Source organism: Shigella sp. FJ200513, from assembly GCF_040495915.1.
Taxonomy (GTDB): domain Bacteria; phylum Pseudomonadota; class Gammaproteobacteria; order Enterobacterales; family Enterobacteriaceae; genus ECMA0423.
The window spans coordinates 36,093-52,211 of sequence record NZ_JBDYCV010000008.1 but is presented as its reverse complement, the minus strand read 5'-3'; the positions used below and the strand labels follow the sequence as shown (position 1 = coordinate 52,211).

14 protein-coding genes and 1 pseudogene are annotated in these 16,119 nt (G+C 52.9%); 8 read left to right on the top strand and 7 right to left on the bottom strand.

What is annotated here, in order from left to right:
- Position 1 precedes the first annotated feature (1 nt).
- The 5 genes from caiD to caiT all read right to left on the bottom strand — a co-directional run bounded on the left by caiD (position 2) and on the right by caiT (position 6,556).
- Entirely contained in the window at positions 2 to 787 is a 786-nt protein-coding gene (gene caiD, locus ABZJ92_RS03380; protein WP_005053639.1) for a crotonobetainyl-CoA hydratase, read from the bottom strand.
- A 108-nt stretch (positions 788 to 895) separates the two neighbouring features.
- On the bottom strand, positions 896 to 2,449 hold the full coding sequence (caiC, locus tag ABZJ92_RS03375; RefSeq protein WP_005053636.1) for a crotonobetaine/carnitine-CoA ligase: 1,554 nt from the start codon (positions 2,447 to 2,449) through the stop codon (positions 896 to 898).
- A 73-nt stretch (positions 2,450 to 2,522) separates the two neighbouring features.
- Positions 2,523 to 3,740 (bottom strand): L-carnitine CoA-transferase, encoded by a 1,218-nt coding sequence (gene caiB / locus ABZJ92_RS03370; RefSeq protein WP_000349932.1) that lies wholly within the window; start codon positions 3,738 to 3,740, stop codon positions 2,523 to 2,525.
- Positions 3,741 to 3,868: 128 nt separating this feature from the next.
- Positions 3,869 to 5,011, bottom strand: coding sequence for a crotonobetainyl-CoA dehydrogenase (caiA, locus tag ABZJ92_RS03365; RefSeq protein ID WP_000347117.1), 1,143 nt, complete (start codon positions 5,009 to 5,011; stop codon positions 3,869 to 3,871).
- A gap of 30 nt (positions 5,012 to 5,041) precedes the next feature.
- Positions 5,042 to 6,556 (bottom strand): L-carnitine/gamma-butyrobetaine antiporter, encoded by a 1,515-nt coding sequence (gene caiT / locus ABZJ92_RS03360; protein ID WP_000787092.1) that lies wholly within the window; start codon positions 6,554 to 6,556, stop codon positions 5,042 to 5,044.
- A 355-nt stretch (positions 6,557 to 6,911) separates the two neighbouring features.
- Between caiT and ABZJ92_RS03355 the strand changes: the two genes are divergently transcribed.
- From ABZJ92_RS03355 to folA, 8 genes and pseudogenes are all read left to right on the top strand, one after another.
- On the top strand, positions 6,912 to 7,682 hold the full coding sequence (locus ABZJ92_RS03355; protein WP_000692206.1) for an electron transfer flavoprotein FixA: 771 nt from the start codon (positions 6,912 to 6,914) through the stop codon (positions 7,680 to 7,682).
- Between the two features lie 14 nt (positions 7,683 to 7,696).
- A pseudogene (locus ABZJ92_RS03350) lies at positions 7,697 to 8,638 on the top strand (electron transfer flavoprotein subunit alpha/FixB family protein).
- 50 nt (positions 8,639 to 8,688) lie between these two features.
- Positions 8,689 to 9,975 (top strand): FAD-dependent oxidoreductase, encoded by a 1,287-nt coding sequence (locus ABZJ92_RS03345; protein WP_001287727.1) that lies wholly within the window; start codon positions 8,689 to 8,691, stop codon positions 9,973 to 9,975.
- Positions 9,972 to 10,259, top strand: a complete 288-nt coding sequence (gene fixX / locus ABZJ92_RS03340; RefSeq protein WP_000203747.1) for a ferredoxin-like protein FixX — start codon at positions 9,972 to 9,974, stop codon at positions 10,257 to 10,259. The genes ABZJ92_RS03345 and fixX overlap by 4 nt, the downstream gene beginning before the upstream one ends.
- A 58-nt stretch (positions 10,260 to 10,317) precedes the next feature.
- Positions 10,318 to 11,712, top strand: a complete 1,395-nt coding sequence (locus ABZJ92_RS03335) for an MFS transporter (RefSeq protein WP_001183183.1) — start codon at positions 10,318 to 10,320, stop codon at positions 11,710 to 11,712.
- Between the two features lie 47 nt (positions 11,713 to 11,759).
- A complete protein-coding gene (gene kefF / locus ABZJ92_RS03330) occupies positions 11,760 to 12,290 on the top strand; it encodes a glutathione-regulated potassium-efflux system oxidoreductase KefF (protein ID WP_000600737.1) in 531 nt (176 codons plus the stop codon).
- Entirely contained in the window at positions 12,283 to 14,145 is a 1,863-nt protein-coding gene (gene kefC / locus ABZJ92_RS03325; RefSeq protein WP_000377186.1) for a glutathione-regulated potassium-efflux system protein KefC, read from the top strand. Before kefF ends, kefC begins: the two co-directional genes overlap by 8 nt.
- Before the next feature lie 190 nt (positions 14,146 to 14,335).
- Positions 14,336 to 14,815, top strand: coding sequence for a type 3 dihydrofolate reductase (gene folA, locus ABZJ92_RS03320; protein WP_000624375.1), 480 nt, complete (start codon positions 14,336 to 14,338; stop codon positions 14,813 to 14,815).
- Positions 14,816 to 14,892: 77 nt separating this feature from the next.
- Here folA and apaH read toward each other — a convergent pair whose 3' ends face one another.
- Positions 14,893 to 15,735 carry a bis(5'-nucleosyl)-tetraphosphatase (symmetrical) ApaH gene (apaH, locus tag ABZJ92_RS03315; RefSeq protein WP_000257186.1) on the bottom strand — a complete coding sequence of 281 codons (843 nt, stop codon included), beginning with the start codon at positions 15,733 to 15,735 and terminating at the stop codon, positions 14,893 to 14,895.
- 6 nt (positions 15,736 to 15,741) lie between these two features.
- A complete protein-coding gene (gene apaG / locus ABZJ92_RS03310; RefSeq protein WP_000610901.1) occupies positions 15,742 to 16,119 on the bottom strand; it encodes a Co2+/Mg2+ efflux protein ApaG in 378 nt (125 codons plus the stop codon).

Genomic DNA, 16,119 nt, shown 5'->3' with positions numbered 1-16,119 from the left:
GTTAACGTCCTTTCCACACCGGATCGCGCTTCTCGGCAAACGCCAGCGGCCCTTCAATGGCATCTTCCGAATGCAGAACCGATGGATAGTGTTTCAACACGCCGCTGCGAATATAGCGATACGCTTCTTCTACCGGCATTTCGCTGGTGGTGCGGTAGATCTCTTTCAGCGCCGCAATCGCCAGCGGGGCGCTGTTAACCAGCTGCTGAGCCAGTTCGCGGGCGTTATCCATCAGTTCCGCCTGGCTAACCACGCGGTTGACTATCCCCCAACGCAGCGCCTCTTCTGCGCCCATTCGTCTGCCGGTCATCACCATTTCATTGACGATGGTAGGCGGCAGGATCTTCGGCAGACGCAGCACACCGCCGCTGTCAGGAACGATGCCCAGTTTGGCTTCCGGCAGGGCGAAGCTGGCGTTATCGGCACAAACAATAAAATCTGCCGCCAGCGCCAGTTCGAAACCGCCGCCAAAGGCGTAGCCGTTCACAGCTGCGATAACTGGTTTGTCGAGATTGAAAATTTCGGTTAATCCCGCAAAACCACCCGGGCCAAAGTCAGCATCCGGTGCTTCGCCTTCTGCTGCCGCTTTTAAATCCCAGCCCGCGGAAAAGAATTTCTCTCCGGCACCGGTAATAATGGCGACACGTAATTGCGGATCGTCACGGAAATTTAGAAATACTTCGCCCATTTCAAAGCTGGTTTTTGCATCAATAGCATTCGCTTTTGGGCGATCAAGGGTAATTTCCAGAATTGATCCATTGCGGGTCAGATGTAATGATTCACTCATTCCTTTTCTCCATTTTTGCTTTTTTAGGGACGACAACATCCCTGCAAAAAATGCATATTGTTTTAGGGCGTGATTATTAGCTGGCAGGGTAGTTCCCTGACGTTTCATTTATTTCAGATTCTTTCTAATTATTTTCCCCGAGCAATTACGTGGCAGATCTTTTCTGATCTCCAGATAAGAGGGCACTTTAAATTTCGCCATATTTTGTTCGCAGAAGCGAAAAAATTCCTCTTCGCTCAATGTTTCACCTTCATTCAGCACCACAAATGCTTTGATGGCTTCATCGCGAATCGAATCTTTAATACCCACAACCACGATGTCCTGAATTTTCGGATGGGTGGCGATGATATTTTCCAGCTCCACGCAGGAGACATTCTCGCCACCGCGTTTGATCATATTGCAGCGGCGATCGACGAAATAAAAAAAGCCTTCTTCGTCGCGGTATCCGGTATCGCCGGTATGTAGCCAGCCGTCGGCTTCCAGCACTTTCGCAGTGGCTTTCGGGTTGAGAAAATACTCTTTGAAGATGGTTTTCCCTGGTACGCCTTTAATACAGATTTCACCGATCTCACCTGCCGGGAGCGGGCGATTGTGATCGTCGCGGATCTCCGCTTCGTAGCAAAACCCCGCCCGACCAATCGACGGCCAGCGTCGTTTATCGCTAGGGCGATCGCCGATAATGCCCACAATGGTTTCCGTCATCCCATAAGACGTCAGCAAGCGAACGCCGAAGCGTTCACAAAATGCGTCTTTTTCCTGCTCCGACAAGTTGAGATAAAACATCACTTCCCGCAGGCGGTGTTGCCGATCGTTCGCTGAAGGCGGCTGCACCATCAACGTACGGATCATCATCGGAATACATTCGGTAATGGTGGCGCGGTACTTCTGCGCCTGTCCCCAGAAGGCGCGGGCGCTGTATTTCTCGACCAGCACAAAGGTGGCCCCGGCAGAAAACGCCGCCATCGCCGCAGTACACTGGCAATCGATATGAAACGCAGGCATTACCGTCATGTAGACGTCATCGTCACGCAGTGCACACTGCCAGGCGGAGTAATATCCAGCGAAGCGCAGGTTGTAATGGGTAATCACCACACCTTTCGGTCGGGAGGTGGTGCCGGAGGTGAAGAGAATTTCCGCCGTATCGTCAGTCGATAGCGGCGGTGCATAGCACAAGGTGGCAGGTTGTTGATTTTTCAGTTGAGTAAATGAACTCACTCCATCATCAGCGGGAAGTGCCACATCTGTCAGGCAAATGTGCCGCAATTGAGTGGCATCTTCCTGCTGAATCTGTTGATACATAGGATAAAATTGCGCACTGGTCACCAGCAGGCACGCCTGGCTATTTTGCAAGATCCACTCGCTTTCCTCGCGTAACAGGCGGGCGTTAATCGGCACCATAATCGCGCCAATTTTTGCCAGCCCGAACCAGCAAAAGATAAATTCCGGGCAGTTGTCGAGATGTAGTGCAACCTTGTTGCCTTTGCGAATCCCCAGCGTATAAAACAGGTTTGCCGTGCGGTTAATCTCCTGATTTAACTCAAGATAACTATACCGGTTAACGACTCCGCCGCTGGATTCACAAATCAGCGCCGTTTTATGACCGTAAACGTCCGCCAGATCGTCCCACATTTGACGTAGATGTTGTCCGCCAATGATATCCATTGCACCTCTATCCATTTTTGTTCGTTTGTTATTGGGCGGGCGCTAGTCAGGCAAGCCGACTGACGCCACGCGTTTAGTCCTCAACTTTGGCCAGACCTTTGCTGACCAACTCCTGAATGTCGTTTTCGCTGTAGCCGATATTTTTCAAAATGGCAGCCGTGTCCATGCCATGTGAGGGCATTCCGCGCCAGATTTGTCCGGGGTTATTTTTGAATTTCGGCATGATGTTCGGCCCTTTGCAGGTGCGACCATCCATCGTTTGCCACTGAGTGATTGATTCACGGGCAACATACTGTGGATTGCTTTCCAGTTCCGGTACGGTCAGTACTTTGGCACAGGCGATATTCAGTTCGGCAAAGCGTTCTTTAACTTCTGCGATGGTATGTGCCGCCAGCCAGGCATCGAGTTTTTCTTCTACCAGTGGGCCGTAAGGGCATTCGATACGGTGGATAAGCTGAGTGCCTTCCGGGATTTCCGGCGTACCGAGTAGATGTGCGAGGCCAATATCTTTAAAGCACTCTTCAATTTGGGTAATGCCCACCAGTTCCATCACGATGTAGCCGTCGGCACATTTATACAGACCGCAACCGGCGTAGTAGGGATCTTTACCTTTGCTCATGCGCGGGCACATTTCGCCGCCGTTGAAGTAATCCATCATGAAGTACTGGCCCATACGCAGCATCACTTCATACATGGCGATGTCGATACTTTCGCCTTTACCGGTTTCACGCACTTTATGCAGTGCTGCCAGCGCCGCCGTGGTGGCGGTCAGGCCAGAAAAGTAATCGGCGGTATACGGGAAGGCAGGCATTGGCTGGTCAACATCACCGTTCTGAATCAGGTAACCACTGAAGGCCTGGGCGATGGTGTTATAGGCCGGAAGATTGGTGTACTCCTCGGTGCCGTACTGACCAAAACCGGACAGGTGAGCGATAACCAGTTTCGGGTTGTGCTGCCACAGTACTTCATCGGTAATGCCACGACGGGCAAAGGCCGGACCTTTACTGGCTTCGATGAAGATATCGGTGGTTTCCATTAATTTCAGAAACGCTTCGCGGCCTTCATCTTTGAAAATATTTAACGACAGCGCGTGCAAATTGCGGCGGGAGAGCTGCGGGTAGTTCGGTTGAACGCGAATGGTGTCGGCCCAGGCGACGTTCTCGATCCAAATAACTTCCGCGCCCCATTCTGCGAACATTTGTCCGGCAAACGGTCCGGCGATTTCGATACCGGAGAAGACAACGCGCAATCCGGCCAGCGGTCCGAATTTCGGCATGGGTAGATGATCCATTATTAGCTCCTGAAAAATTTATGTAGCGCATGACTGCCGGATGCGGCGTAAACGCCTTATCCGGCTTACATTCGTGCTCCCGTAGGCCTGATAAGACGCGTCAGCGTCGCATCAGGCAGCGCACGGACTTAGCGGTATTGCTTCAGCACCGCACGACCCAGCGTCAGGATCTGCATTTCGTCAGATCCTCCGGAAACGCGGTCTACACGCAGGTCACGCCAGAAGCGGCTGATGCGGTGGTTGCCCGCAATCCCGACACCGCCCAGCACCTGCATTGCGCTATCCACCACTTCAAATGCCGCATTGGCGCAGAAGTATTTGCACATCGCTGCATCGCCAGAGGTGATGGTGCCGTTGTCTGCTTTCCACGCTGCTTCATACAGCATGTTTTTCATGGAGTTTAATTTGATCGCCATGTGGGCGAATTTTTCCTGAATCAACTGGAAACGACCAATAGCCTCGCCAAACTGCACGCGCTGGTTGGCGTAGCGCGCAGCATCTTCAAAGGCGCACATCGCCGTACCGTAGTTGGTCAGGGCTACCAGGAAACGTTCATGGTCGAACTCTTCTTTGACGCGGTTAAAGCCGTTACCTTCCCGACCGAACATGTCTTTCTCGTCCAGTTCCACATCGTCAAAGGTGATTTCACAGCAGCTATCCATACGCAGACCGAGCTTCTCAAGTTTGGTCACTTTGATGCCCGGTTTGCTCATATCAACAAACCATTCGGTGTAGACAGGTTTGTCCGGAGAAGCCCCGTCGCGCGCCATCACCACGATGTACGGGGTGTAGGCGCTACTGGTAATAAAACACTTACTACCATTAAGATAAATCTTACCATTTCTACGGGTATAAGTCGTTTTCAGGCTACCCACGTCGGAGCCCGCGCCCGGTTCGGTAATCGCTGAGTTCCACATCTGCTTACCGGTGCCGCGGAAAGCCATAATCTTGTCGATCTGCTCTTGTGTGCCTTCGCGCAGGAAGGTATTGAACCCGCCCGGCAGCTGGTACAGTACATAGGTTGGTGCCCCCAGACGTCCCAGCTCCATCCACACGGCGGCGAGAGTAACAAACCCCGCGTCCAGACCACCGTGCTCTTCAGGGATCAGCAGACTGTCGATACCCATATCCGCCAGTGCTTTGACAAAACGTTCCGGGTAGACGCTGTCACGGTCGCACTCGGCAAAATAGGCCTCCCAGTTTTCGCTGGCCATCAGTTCGCGGATACCGGCGACAAACAGTTCCTGCTCATCATTTAAATTAAAATCCATCTTTCAACCTCTTGATATTTTGGGGGTTAATTAATCTTTCCAGTTCTGTTTCGCGTCTTTAATAAAGGAGAGCGTCACCATAATGTTGACGAAGAACAGCGGGCATCCTCCGGCGATAATGGCGGTTTGAATCGGTTTCAGGCCGCCGAGCGCCAGCAGAACAATACCGATAATGCCAACCAGAATTGACCAACCGATACGCACCAGCAGCGGTGGTTCTTCACCATCGCGTACTTCGCGGCAAGTAGACATCGCCAGGGTATAAGAGCAGGCGTTAACCAGCGTAACGGTGGCAATAAAGCAGAGGATGAAGAAGCCCCACATGGTGGCGGTGCTGAGTGGCAGAGCGGCCCAGGTTTCGATGATGGCGCGCGCCACACCGTACTGTTCGATCAGATTTGGAATGTTGATGATGTTTTTATCCATCAACAGCAGAGTGTTACTACCGAGCACGGTCCACAGGATCCAGGTGGATGCTGTCAGCCCCATCACCATGCCGAAGCACAGTTCACGCACAGTACGACCACGGGAGATGCGGGCGAGGAAGATACTCATCTGGATGGCGTAAATCACCCACCATGCCCAGTAGAACACGGTCCAGCCCTGCGGGAAGCCGCCTTTAGCGATGGGATCGGTATAGAACAACATGCGCGGCAGATACATCAGCAACATCCCCACCGAATCGGTGAAGTAGTTCATGATGAAGCTGGCACCGCTGACGATGAACACCCAACCCAGCATCAGGAAGCTCAGGTAACTACGCACGTCACTGGCGATACGTACCCCTTTTTGCAGACCGCAAGCGACGCAAATGGCGTTGAGGATAATCCAGCAGGTAATGATGATAGCGTCCAGTTGCAGGGTATGCGGAATGCCAAACAACCATTGCATACACTCGGTCACCAGCGGCGTGGCAAGGCCCAGACTGGTACCCATCGCGAAGATCAAGGCGACGAGATAGAAGTTGTCGACGATGGTACCGAACAACCCTTTGGCGTGTTTTTCACCTGCCAGCGGCACCAGTGTCGAGCTGGGGCGAATCACTTCCATTTTGCGGACAAAGAAGAAGTAAGCGAAGGCGACTGAAAGGAAGCTGTAAGTGGCCCACGGCAGAGGTCCCCAGTGGAACAAGCTGTAAGCCAGCCCCAACTCTTTCGCTCCTGTCGAGTTCGGTTCTAAGCCAAACGGCGGGGTGGAGATGTAGTAGTAGATCTCAATCGATCCCCAGAACAGTACGGCAGCAGACGTACAGGAGGCGAACATCATAAAGATCCAACTGGCGGTGCTAAATTCTGGCGGTTCGTTACCTAAACGCTTTTTGGCATACGGGCCAAACACCAGCCAGAACCAACCGAAAAGCATCACCACCATATACCATTCAAATGCCCATCCCCATACATTGGTGACGTAACTGAATACAGCATTAATAACGACATTCGCCGCATCCAGATCTCTGACTGTAAGCCAACAAAGTATGCCGACGATTATTAATGGCGGAAAGAAAACCTTCGGTTCTATTCCCGTTTTTCTCTTTTCATTCTTCATGAGTTAATTCCACTGTGAAAACGAATATTTATTTTGCGTTCCCGTTTGTTTTATTTTTGTTAACATTTAATATAATTATTATTAACATCGTGGACGCGTTAATGGCTAACTCATAATGGGTATTCAATAAGCTGTATTCTGTGATTGGTATCACATTTTTGTTTCGAGTGAACAGAGGGCGTTTTTCGTTAATTTTGGTTATTAATCAGTTTGTTATATTCTTTTGTGGGTAAAAAAATAGCATCTGACTTTCAATATTGGTGATTAAAGTTTTATTTCCAAATTAAAGGGCGTGATATCTGTAATTAACACCACCGATATGAACGACGTTTCCTTCATGATTTCTGGAGATGCAATGAAGATTATTACTTGCTATAAGTGCGTGCCTGATGAACAGGATATTGCGGTCAATAATGCTGATGGTTCATTAGACTTCAGCAAAGCCGATGCCAAAATAAGCCAATACGATCTCAACGCTATTGAAGCGGCTTGCCAGCTAAAGCAACAGGCAGCAGAGGCGCAGGTGACAGCCTTAAGTGTGGGCGGTAAAGCCCTGACCAACGCCAAAGGGCGTAAAGATGTGCTATCGCGCGGCCCGGATGAACTGATTGTGGTGATTGATGACCAGTTCGAGCAGGCACTGCCGCAACAAACGGCGAGCGCACTGGCTGCAGCCGCCCAGAAAGCAGGCTTTGATCTGATCCTCTGTGGCGATGGTTCTTCCGACCTTTATGCCCAGCAGGTTGGTCTGCTGGTGGGCGAAATCCTCAATATTCCGGCAGTTAACGGCGTCAGCAAAATTATCTCCCTGACGGCAGATACCCTCACCGTTGAGCGCGAACTGGAAGATGAAACCGAAACCTTAAGCATTCCGCTGCCTGCGGTTGTTGCTGTTTCCACTGATATCAACTCCCCACAAATTCCTTCGATGAAAGCCATTCTCGGCGCGGCGAAAAAGCCAGTCCAGGTATGGTCGGCGGCGGATATTGGTTTTAACGCCGTGGACGCCTGGTCTGAACAACAGGTTGCCGCGCCGAAACAGCGCGAGCGTCAGCGCATCGTGATTGAAGGCGACGGCGAAGAACAGATCGCCGCATTTGCTGAAAATCTTCGCAAAGTCATTTAATTACAGGGGATGCTATGAACACGTTTTCTCAAGTCTGGGTATTCAGCGATACCCCCTCTCGTCTGCCGGAACTGATGAACGGTGCGCAGGCTTTAGCTAATCAAATCAATGCCTTTGTCCTCAATGATGCCGACGGCGCACAGGCAATCCAGCTCGGCGCTAATCATGTCTGGAAATTAAACGGCAAACCGGACGATCGGATGATCGAAGATTACGCCGGTGTCATGGCTGACACTATTCGCCAGCACGGCGCTGACGGTCTGGTGCTGTTGCCAAACACCCGTCGCGGCAAATTACTGGCGGCAAAACTGGGTTATCGCCTTAAAGCGGCGGTGTCTAACGATGCCAGCACCGTCAGCGTACAGGACGGTAAAGCAACAGTGAAACACATGGTTTACGGCGGTCTGGCGATTGGCGAAGAACGCATTGCCACGCCGTATGCGGTACTGACCATCAGCAGCGGCACGTTCGATGCGGCTCAGCCAGACGCGTCACGCACTGGCGAAACGCACACCGTGGAGTGGCAGGCTCCGGCTGTGGCGATTACCCGCACGGCAACCCAGGCGCGCCAGAGCAACAGCGTCGATCTCGACAAAGCCCGTCTGGTGGTCAGCGTCGGTCGCGGCATTGGCAGCAAAGAGAACATTGCGCTGGCAGAACAGCTTTGCAAGGCGATAGGTGCGGAGTTGGCCTGTTCTCGTCCGGTGGCAGAAAACGAAAAATGGATGGAGCACGAACGCTATGTCGGTATCTCCAACCTGATGCTGAAACCTGAACTGTACCTGGCGGTGGGGATCTCCGGGTAGATCCAGCACATGGTTGGCGCTAACGCGTCGCAAACCATTTTCGCCATCAATAAAGATAAAAATGCGCCGATCTTCCAGTACGCGGATTACGGCATTGTTGGCGATGCCGTGAAGATCCTTCCGGCACTGACCGCAGCTTTAGCGCGTTGATCCACTCTGGCAGGGCTGCATTACGGCTCTGCCGCTGACAGGGAGCTCTTATGTCCGAAGATATCTTTGACGCCATCATCGTCGGTGCAGGGCTTGCCGGTTCGGTTGCCGCACTGGTGCTCGCCCGCGAAGGGGCGCAAGTGTTAGTTATCGAGCGTGGCAATTCCGCAGGTGCCAAGAACGTTACTGGCGGGCGTCTCTATGCCCACAGTCTGGAACACATTATTCCAGGTTTCGCCGATTCCGCCCCCGTAGAACGCCTGATCACCCATGAAAAACTCGCGTTTATGACGGAAAAGTCAGCGATGACTATGGACTACTGCAACGGTGACGAAACCTCGCCATCCCAGCGTTCTTACTCCGTTTTGCGCAGTAAATTTGATGCCTGGTTGATGGAGCAGGCCGAAGAAGCGGGCGCGCAGTTAATTACCGGGATCCGCGTCGATAACCTCGTACAGCGCGATGGCAAAGTCGTCGGTGTAGAAGCCGATGGTGATGTGATTGAAGCGAAAACGGTGCTCCTTGCTGATGGGGTGAACTCCATCCTTGCCGAAAAGTTGGGGATGGCAAAACGCGTTAAACCGACGGATGTGGCGGTTGGCGTGAAGGAACTGATCGAGTTACCGAAGTCGGTAATCGAAGACCGTTTTCAGTTGCAGGGTAATCAGGGCGCGGCTTGTCTGTTTGCGGGATCACCCACCGATGGCCTGATGGGCGGCGGCTTCCTTTATACCAATGAAAATACCCTGTCGCTGGGGCTGGTTTGTGGTCTGCATCATCTGCATGACGCGAAAAAATCGGTGCCGCAAATGCTGGAAGATTTCAAACAGCATCCGGCCGTTGCACCGCTGATCGCGGGCGGCAAGCTGGTGGAATATTCCGCTCACGTAGTGCCGGAAGCAGGCATCAACATGCTGCCGGAGCTGGTCGGTGACGGCGTATTGATTGCCGGTGATGCCGCCGGAATGTGTATGAACCTCGGTTTTACCATTCGCGGTATGGATCTGGCGATTGCCGCCGGGGAAGCTGCAGCAAAAACCGTGCTTTCAGCGATGAAAAGCGACGATTTCAGTAAGCAAAAACTCGCGGAATATCGTCAGCATCTGGAGAGTGGCCCGCTGCGCGATATGCGCATGTACCAGAAACTACCGGCGTTCCTTGATAACCCACGCATGTTTAGCGGCAACCCGGAACTGGCGGTGGGCGTGGCGCGTGACCTGTTCACCATTGACGGCAGTGCGCCGGAACTGATGCGCAAGAAAATCCTCCGCCACGGCAAGAAAGTGGGCTTCATCAATCTGATCAAGGATGGCATGAAAGGAGTGACCGTTTTATGACTTCTCCCGTCAATGTGGACGTCAAACTGGGCGTCAATAAATTCAATGTCGATGAAGAGCATCCGCACATTGTTGTGAAGGCCGATGCTGATAAACAGGTGCTGGAGCTGCTGGTGAAAGCGTGCCCCGCAGGTCTGTACAAGAAGCAGGATGACGGCAGTGTGCGCTTCGATTACGCCGGATGTCTGGAGTGCGGCACCTGTCGCATTCTGGGGCTGGGGTCGGCGCTGGAACAGTGGGAATACCCGCGCGGCACCTTTGGTGTGGAGTTCCGTTACGGCTGATGTTGGTTTGATACGTAACGCCGTACTGACTCTCATTGCAAAAAAACAGGAATAACCCATGCAACCGTCCAGAAACTTTGACGATCTCAAATTCTCCTCTATTCACCGCCGCATTTTGCTGTGGGGAAGCGGTGGTCCGTTTCTGGATGGTTATGTACTGGTAATGATTGGCGTGGCGCTGGAGCAACTGACTCCGGCGCTGAAACTGGACGCTGACTGGATTGGCTTGCTGGGCGCGGGAACGCTCGCCGGGCTGTTCGTTGGCACATCGCTGTTTGGCTATATCTCCGATAAAGTCGGACGGCGCAAAATGTTCCTCATTGATATCATCGCCATCGGCGTGATATCGGTGGCGACGATGTGTGTTTCATCCCCCGTCGAACTGTTGGTGATGCGGGTACTCATCGGCATTGTCATCGGTGCAGATTATCCCATCGCCACTTCGATGATCACCGAGTTCTCCAGTACCCGTCAGCGGGCGTTTTCCATCAGCTTTATTGCCGCGATGTGGTATGTCGGCGCGACCTGCGCCGATCTGGTCGGCTACTGGCTTTATGATGTGGAAGGTGGTTGGCGCTGGATGCTGGGTAGCGCGGCGATCCCTTGTTTGTTGATTTTGATTGGTCGATTCGAACTGCCAGAATCTCCCCGCTGGTTATTACGCAAAGGGCGAGTAAAAGAGTGCGAAGAGATGATGATAAAACTGTTTGGCGAACCGGTGGCTTTCGATGAAGAGCAGCCGCAGCAAACCCGTTTTCGCGATCTGTTTAATCGCCGCCATTTTCCTTTTGTTCTGTTTGTTGCCGCCATCTGGACCTGCCAGGTGATCCCAATGTTCGCCATTTACACCTTTGGCCCGCAAATCGTTGGTTCGTTGGGATTGGGGGTTGGCAAAAACGCGGCACTAGGGAATGTGGTGATTAGCCTGTTCTTTATGCTCGGCTGTATTCCGCCGATGCTGTGGCTAAACACTGCCGGACGGCGTCCATTGTTGATTGGCAGCTTTGCCATGATGACGCTGGCGTTGGCGGTTTTGGGGCTAATCCCGGATATGGGGATCTGGCTGGTAGTGATGGCCTTTGCGGTGTATGCCTTTTTCTCTGGCGGGCCGGGTAATTTGCAGTGGCTCTATCCTAATGAACTCTTCCCGACGGATATCCGCGCCTCTGCCGTGGGCGTGATTATGTCCTTAAGTCGTATTGGCACCATTGTTTCGACCTGGGCACTGCCGATATTTATCAATAATTACGGTATCAGTAACACGATGCTAATGGGGGCGGGTATCTCGCTGTTTGGCTTGTTGATTTCCGTAGCGTTTGCCCCGGAGACTCGAGGAATGTCACTGGCGCAGACCAGCAATATGACGATCCGCGGGCAGAGAATGGGATTATTTGTTCAGATTTCTCTCTTTTCTGAATCAATATTATTGACTATAAGCCGCGTGAATATATGACTACACTTTGTGGGAAAACAAAGGCGTAAACACGCGGGCTAATAACTATGATCCTCATCATTTATGCGCATCCGTATCCGCATCATTCCCATGCGAATAAACGGATGCTTGAACAGGCAAGGACGCTGGAAGGCGTCGAAATTCGCTCTCTTTATCAACTCTATCCTGACTTCAATATCGATATTGCCGCCGAGCAGGAGGCGCTCTCTCGCGCCGATCTGATCGTCTGGCAGCACCCGATGCAGTGGTACAGCATTCCTCCGCTTCTTAAACTTTGGATCGATAAAGTTTTGTCGCACGGCTGGGCTTACGGTCACGGCGGCACGGCGCTGCATGGCAAACATTTGCTGTGGGCGGTGACGACCGGCGGCGGGGAAAGCCATTTTGAAATTGGTGCGCATCCGGGCTTTGATGTGCTGTCGCAGCCGCTACAGGCGACGGCAATCTACTGCGGGCTGAACTGGCTGCCACCGTTTGCCATGCACTGCACCTTTATTTGTGACGACGAAACCCTCGAAGGGCAGGCGCGCCACTATAAGCAACGTCTGCTGGAATGGCAGGAGGCCCATCATGGATAGTCATACGCTGGTTCAGGCGCTGATCTACCTCGGATCGGCGGCGCTGATTGTACCCATTGCGGTACGTCTTGGTCTGGGATCGGTACTTGGCTACCTGATCGCCGGCTGCATTATTGGCCCGTGGGGGCTGCGACTGGTGACCGATGCCGAATCTATTCTGCACTTTGCCGAGATTGGGGTGGTGCTGATGCTGTTTATTATCGGCCTCGAACTCGATCCACAAAGGCTGTGGAAGCTGCGTGCGGCAGTGTTCGGCGGTGGCGCATTGCAGATGGTGATTTGCGGTGGCCTGCTGGGGCTGTTCTGTATGTTACTTGGGCTGCGCTGGCAGGTCGCGGAATTGATCGGTATGACGCTGGCGCTCTCATCAACGGCGATTGCCATGCAGGCGATGAATGAACGCAATCTGATGGTGACGCAAATGGGCCGCAGTGCCTTTGCAGTGCTGCTGTTCCAGGATATCGCGGCAATCCCGCTGGTGGCGATGATCCCGCTACTGGCGGCGAGCAGTGCCTCGACGACGATGGGCGCATTTGCTCTCTCGGCGTTAAAAGTGGCGGGTGCGCTGGTACTGGTGGTATTGCTGGGGCGCTATGTTACGCGTCCGGCGCTGCGTTTTGTTGCCCGCTCTGGCTTGCGGGAAGTGTTTAGTGCCGTGGCGTTATTCCTTGTGTTTGGCTTTGGTTTGCTGCTGGAAGAGGTCGGCTTGTCGATGGCGATGGGCGCGTTTCTGGCGGGCGTACTGCTGGCAAGCTCGGAATACCGTCATGCGTTGGAAAGCGATATCGAACCGTTTAAAGGTTTGCTGTTGGGGCTGTTTTTCATCGGTGTTGGCATGTCGATAGACTTTGGCACGCTGATTGAAAACCCATTGCGCATTGTCATTTTGCTGCTCGGTTTCCTCATCATCAAAATCGCCATGCTGTGGCTGATTGCCCGACCGTTGCAGGTGCCAAATAAACAGCGTCGCTGGTTTGCGGTGTTGTTAGGGCAGGGCAGTGAGTTTGCCTTTGTGGTATTTGGTGCGGCGCAGATGGCGAATGTGCTGGAGCCGGAGTGGGCGAAATCGCTGACCCTGGCGGTGGCGCTGTCGATGGCAGCAACGCCGATTCTGCTGGTGATCCTCAATCGCCTTGAGCAATCTTCTACGGAGGAGGCGCGTGAAGCCGATGAGATCGATGAAGAACAGCCGCGCGTGATTATCGCCGGATTCGGTCGTTTTGGACAGATTACCGGACGTTTACTGCTCTCCAGCGGGGTGAAAATGGTGGTGCTCGATCACGATCCGGACCATATCGAAACGCTGCGTAAATTTGGTATGAAAGTGTTTTATGGCGATGCCACGCGGATGGATTTACTGGAATCTGCCGGAGCGGCGAAAGCGGAAGTGCTGATTAACGCTATTGACGATCCGCAAACCAACCTGCAACTGACGGAGATGGTGAAAGAACATTTCCCGCATTTGCAGATTATTGCCCGCGCCCGCGATGTCGATCACTACATTCGTTTGCGTCAGGCAGGCGTTGAAAAGCCGGAGCGTGAAACCTTTGAAGGTGCGCTGAAAACCGGGCGTCTGGCGCTGGAAAGTTTAGGTCTGGGGCCGTATGAAGCGCGAGAACGTGCCGATGTGTTCCGCCGCTTTAATATTCAGATGGTGGAAGAGATGGCAATGGTTGAGAATGACACCAAAGCCCGCGCGGCGGTCTATAAACGCACCAGCGCGATGTTAAGTGAGATCATCACCGAGGACCGCGAACATCTGTCATTAATTCAACGACATGGCTGGCAGGGAACAGAAGAAGGTAAACATACCGGCAACATGGCGGATGAACCGGAAACGAAACCCTCATCTTAATAAAGAGTGACGTAAATCACACTTTACAGCTAACTGTTTGTTTTTGTTTCATTGTAATGCGGCGAGTCCAGGGGGAGAGCGTGGACTCGCCAGCAGAATATAAAATTTTCCTCAACATCATCCTCGCACCAGTCGACGACGGTTTACGCTTTACGTATAGTGGCGACAATTTTTTTATCGGGAAATCTCAATGATCAGTCTGATTGCGGCGTTAGCGGTAGATCGCGTTATCGGCATGGAAAACGCCATGCCGTGGAACCTGCCTGCCGATCTCGCCTGGTTTAAACGCAACACCTTAAATAAACCCGTGATTATGGGCCGCCATACTTGGGAATCAATCGGTCGTCCGTTGCCAGGACGCAAAAATATTATCCTCAGCAGTCAACCGGGTACGGACGATCGCGTAACGTGGGTGAAATCGGTGGATGAAGCCATTGCGGCGTGTGGTGACGTACCAGAAATCATGGTGATTGGCGGCGGTCGCGTTTATGAGCAGTTCCTGCCAAAAGCGCAAAAACTGTATCTGACGCATATCGACGCAGAAGTGGAAGGCGACACCCATTTCCCGGATTACGAGCCGGATGACTGGGAATCGGTATTCAGCGAATTCCACGACGCCGATGCGCAGAACTCTCACAGCTATTGCTTTGAGATTCTGGAGCGGCGGTAAGTTTGTATAGAATTTACGGCTAGTGCCGGATGCGACGCCGGTCGCGTCTTATCCGGCCTTCCTGTATCAGGCTGTGTTTAAGACGCCGCCGCTTCGCCCAAATCCTTATGCCGGTTCGACGGCTGGACAAAATACTGTTTATCTTCCCAGCGCAGGCAGGTTAATGACCCACCCCAGCAGCAGCCGGTATCCAGCGCGTAAATACCTTCCGGCGTACCTTTGCCTTCCAGCGATGCCCAGTGACCAAAGGCGATGCTGTATTCTTCAGCGACAGGGCCAGGAATCGCAAACCACGGTTTCAGTGGGGCAGGGGCTTCTTCCGGCGATTCTTTGCTGTACATATCCAGTTGACCGTTCGGGAAGCAAAAACGCATACGGGTAAAGGCGTTGGTGATAAAACGCAGTCTTCCCAGCCCCCGCAATTCCGGTGACCAGTTATTTGGCATATCGCCGTACATAGCGTCAAGAAAGAAGGGATAGGAGTCACTCGACAGCACCGCTTCTACATCGCGCGCGCACTCTTTGGCGGTCTGCAGATCCCACTGCGGCGTGATCCCTGCGTGGGCCATCACCAGCTTTTTCTCTTCGTCGATTTGCAGCAGAGGCTGGCGACGCAGCCAGTTAAGCAGCTCGTCGGCATCCGGCGCTTCCAGCAGCGGTGTCAGGCGATCTTTCGGTTTATTGCGGCTGATCCCGGCAAATACCGCCAGCAGATGCAGATCGTGATTGCCCAGCACCAGACGTACGCTGTCGCCTAAGGATTTCACATAGCGCAGAACATCCAGCGAACCCGGGCCGCGCGCGACCAGATCGCCCGTCAGCCAGAGGGTATCTTTCCCGGGGGTAAATTCTACTTTATGCAGCAATGCGATCAGTTCATCGTAACAACCATGAACGTCGCCAATAAGGTATGTCGCCATATTCTTTTAATGAATGAGTGTGGGAACGGCGAGTCGGAATACGGGAATGTCGATGCTGAAAGGGACGCCATTTTCATCGATCATTTCGTAGTGACCCTGCATGGTGCCCAGCGGGGTTTCAATGATTGCACCGCTGGTGTACTGGTACTCTTCGCCAGGCGCGATAAGTGGCTGGACGCCAACCACTCCTTCGCCCTGGACTTCGGTTTCACGGCCATTGCCATTGGTGATCAGCCAGTAACGCCCCAACAACTGCACTGGCGCTCGCCCCAGATTGCGTATGGTTACGGTATAAGCAAAAACGTAACGTTCATTATCAGGTGAAGATTGTGCCTCAATGTAGACGCTTTGAACCTGAATACACACTCGGGGCGAATTGATCAT

Coding starts and splice junctions, on each gene's coding strand:
- fixX (WP_000203747.1), top strand. CDS start 9,972: ATGACTTCTCCCGTCAATGTGGACGTCAAACTGGGCGTCAATAAATTC.
- apaH (WP_000257186.1), bottom strand. CDS start 15,735: ATGGCGACATACCTTATTGGCGACGTTCATGGTTGTTACGATGAACTG.
- ABZJ92_RS03355 (WP_000692206.1), top strand. CDS start 6,912: ATGAAGATTATTACTTGCTATAAGTGCGTGCCTGATGAACAGGATATT.
- ABZJ92_RS03345 (WP_001287727.1), top strand. CDS start 8,689: ATGTCCGAAGATATCTTTGACGCCATCATCGTCGGTGCAGGGCTTGCC.
- caiA (WP_000347117.1), bottom strand. CDS start 5,011: ATGGATTTTAATTTAAATGATGAGCAGGAACTGTTTGTCGCCGGTATC.
- caiT (WP_000787092.1), bottom strand. CDS start 6,556: ATGAAGAATGAAAAGAGAAAAACGGGAATAGAACCGAAGGTTTTCTTT.
- caiB (WP_000349932.1), bottom strand. CDS start 3,740: ATGGATCATCTACCCATGCCGAAATTCGGACCGCTGGCCGGATTGCGC.
- kefF (WP_000600737.1), top strand. CDS start 11,760: ATGATCCTCATCATTTATGCGCATCCGTATCCGCATCATTCCCATGCG.
- folA (WP_000624375.1), top strand. CDS start 14,336: ATGATCAGTCTGATTGCGGCGTTAGCGGTAGATCGCGTTATCGGCATG.
- apaG (WP_000610901.1), bottom strand. CDS start 16,119: ATGATCAATTCGCCCCGAGTGTGTATTCAGGTTCAAAGCGTCTACATT.
- caiD (WP_005053639.1), bottom strand. CDS start 787: ATGAGTGAATCATTACATCTGACCCGCAATGGATCAATTCTGGAAATT.
- ABZJ92_RS03335 (WP_001183183.1), top strand. CDS start 10,318: ATGCAACCGTCCAGAAACTTTGACGATCTCAAATTCTCCTCTATTCAC.
- kefC (WP_000377186.1), top strand. CDS start 12,283: ATGGATAGTCATACGCTGGTTCAGGCGCTGATCTACCTCGGATCGGCG.
- caiC (WP_005053636.1), bottom strand. CDS start 2,449: ATGGATATCATTGGCGGACAACATCTACGTCAAATGTGGGACGATCTG.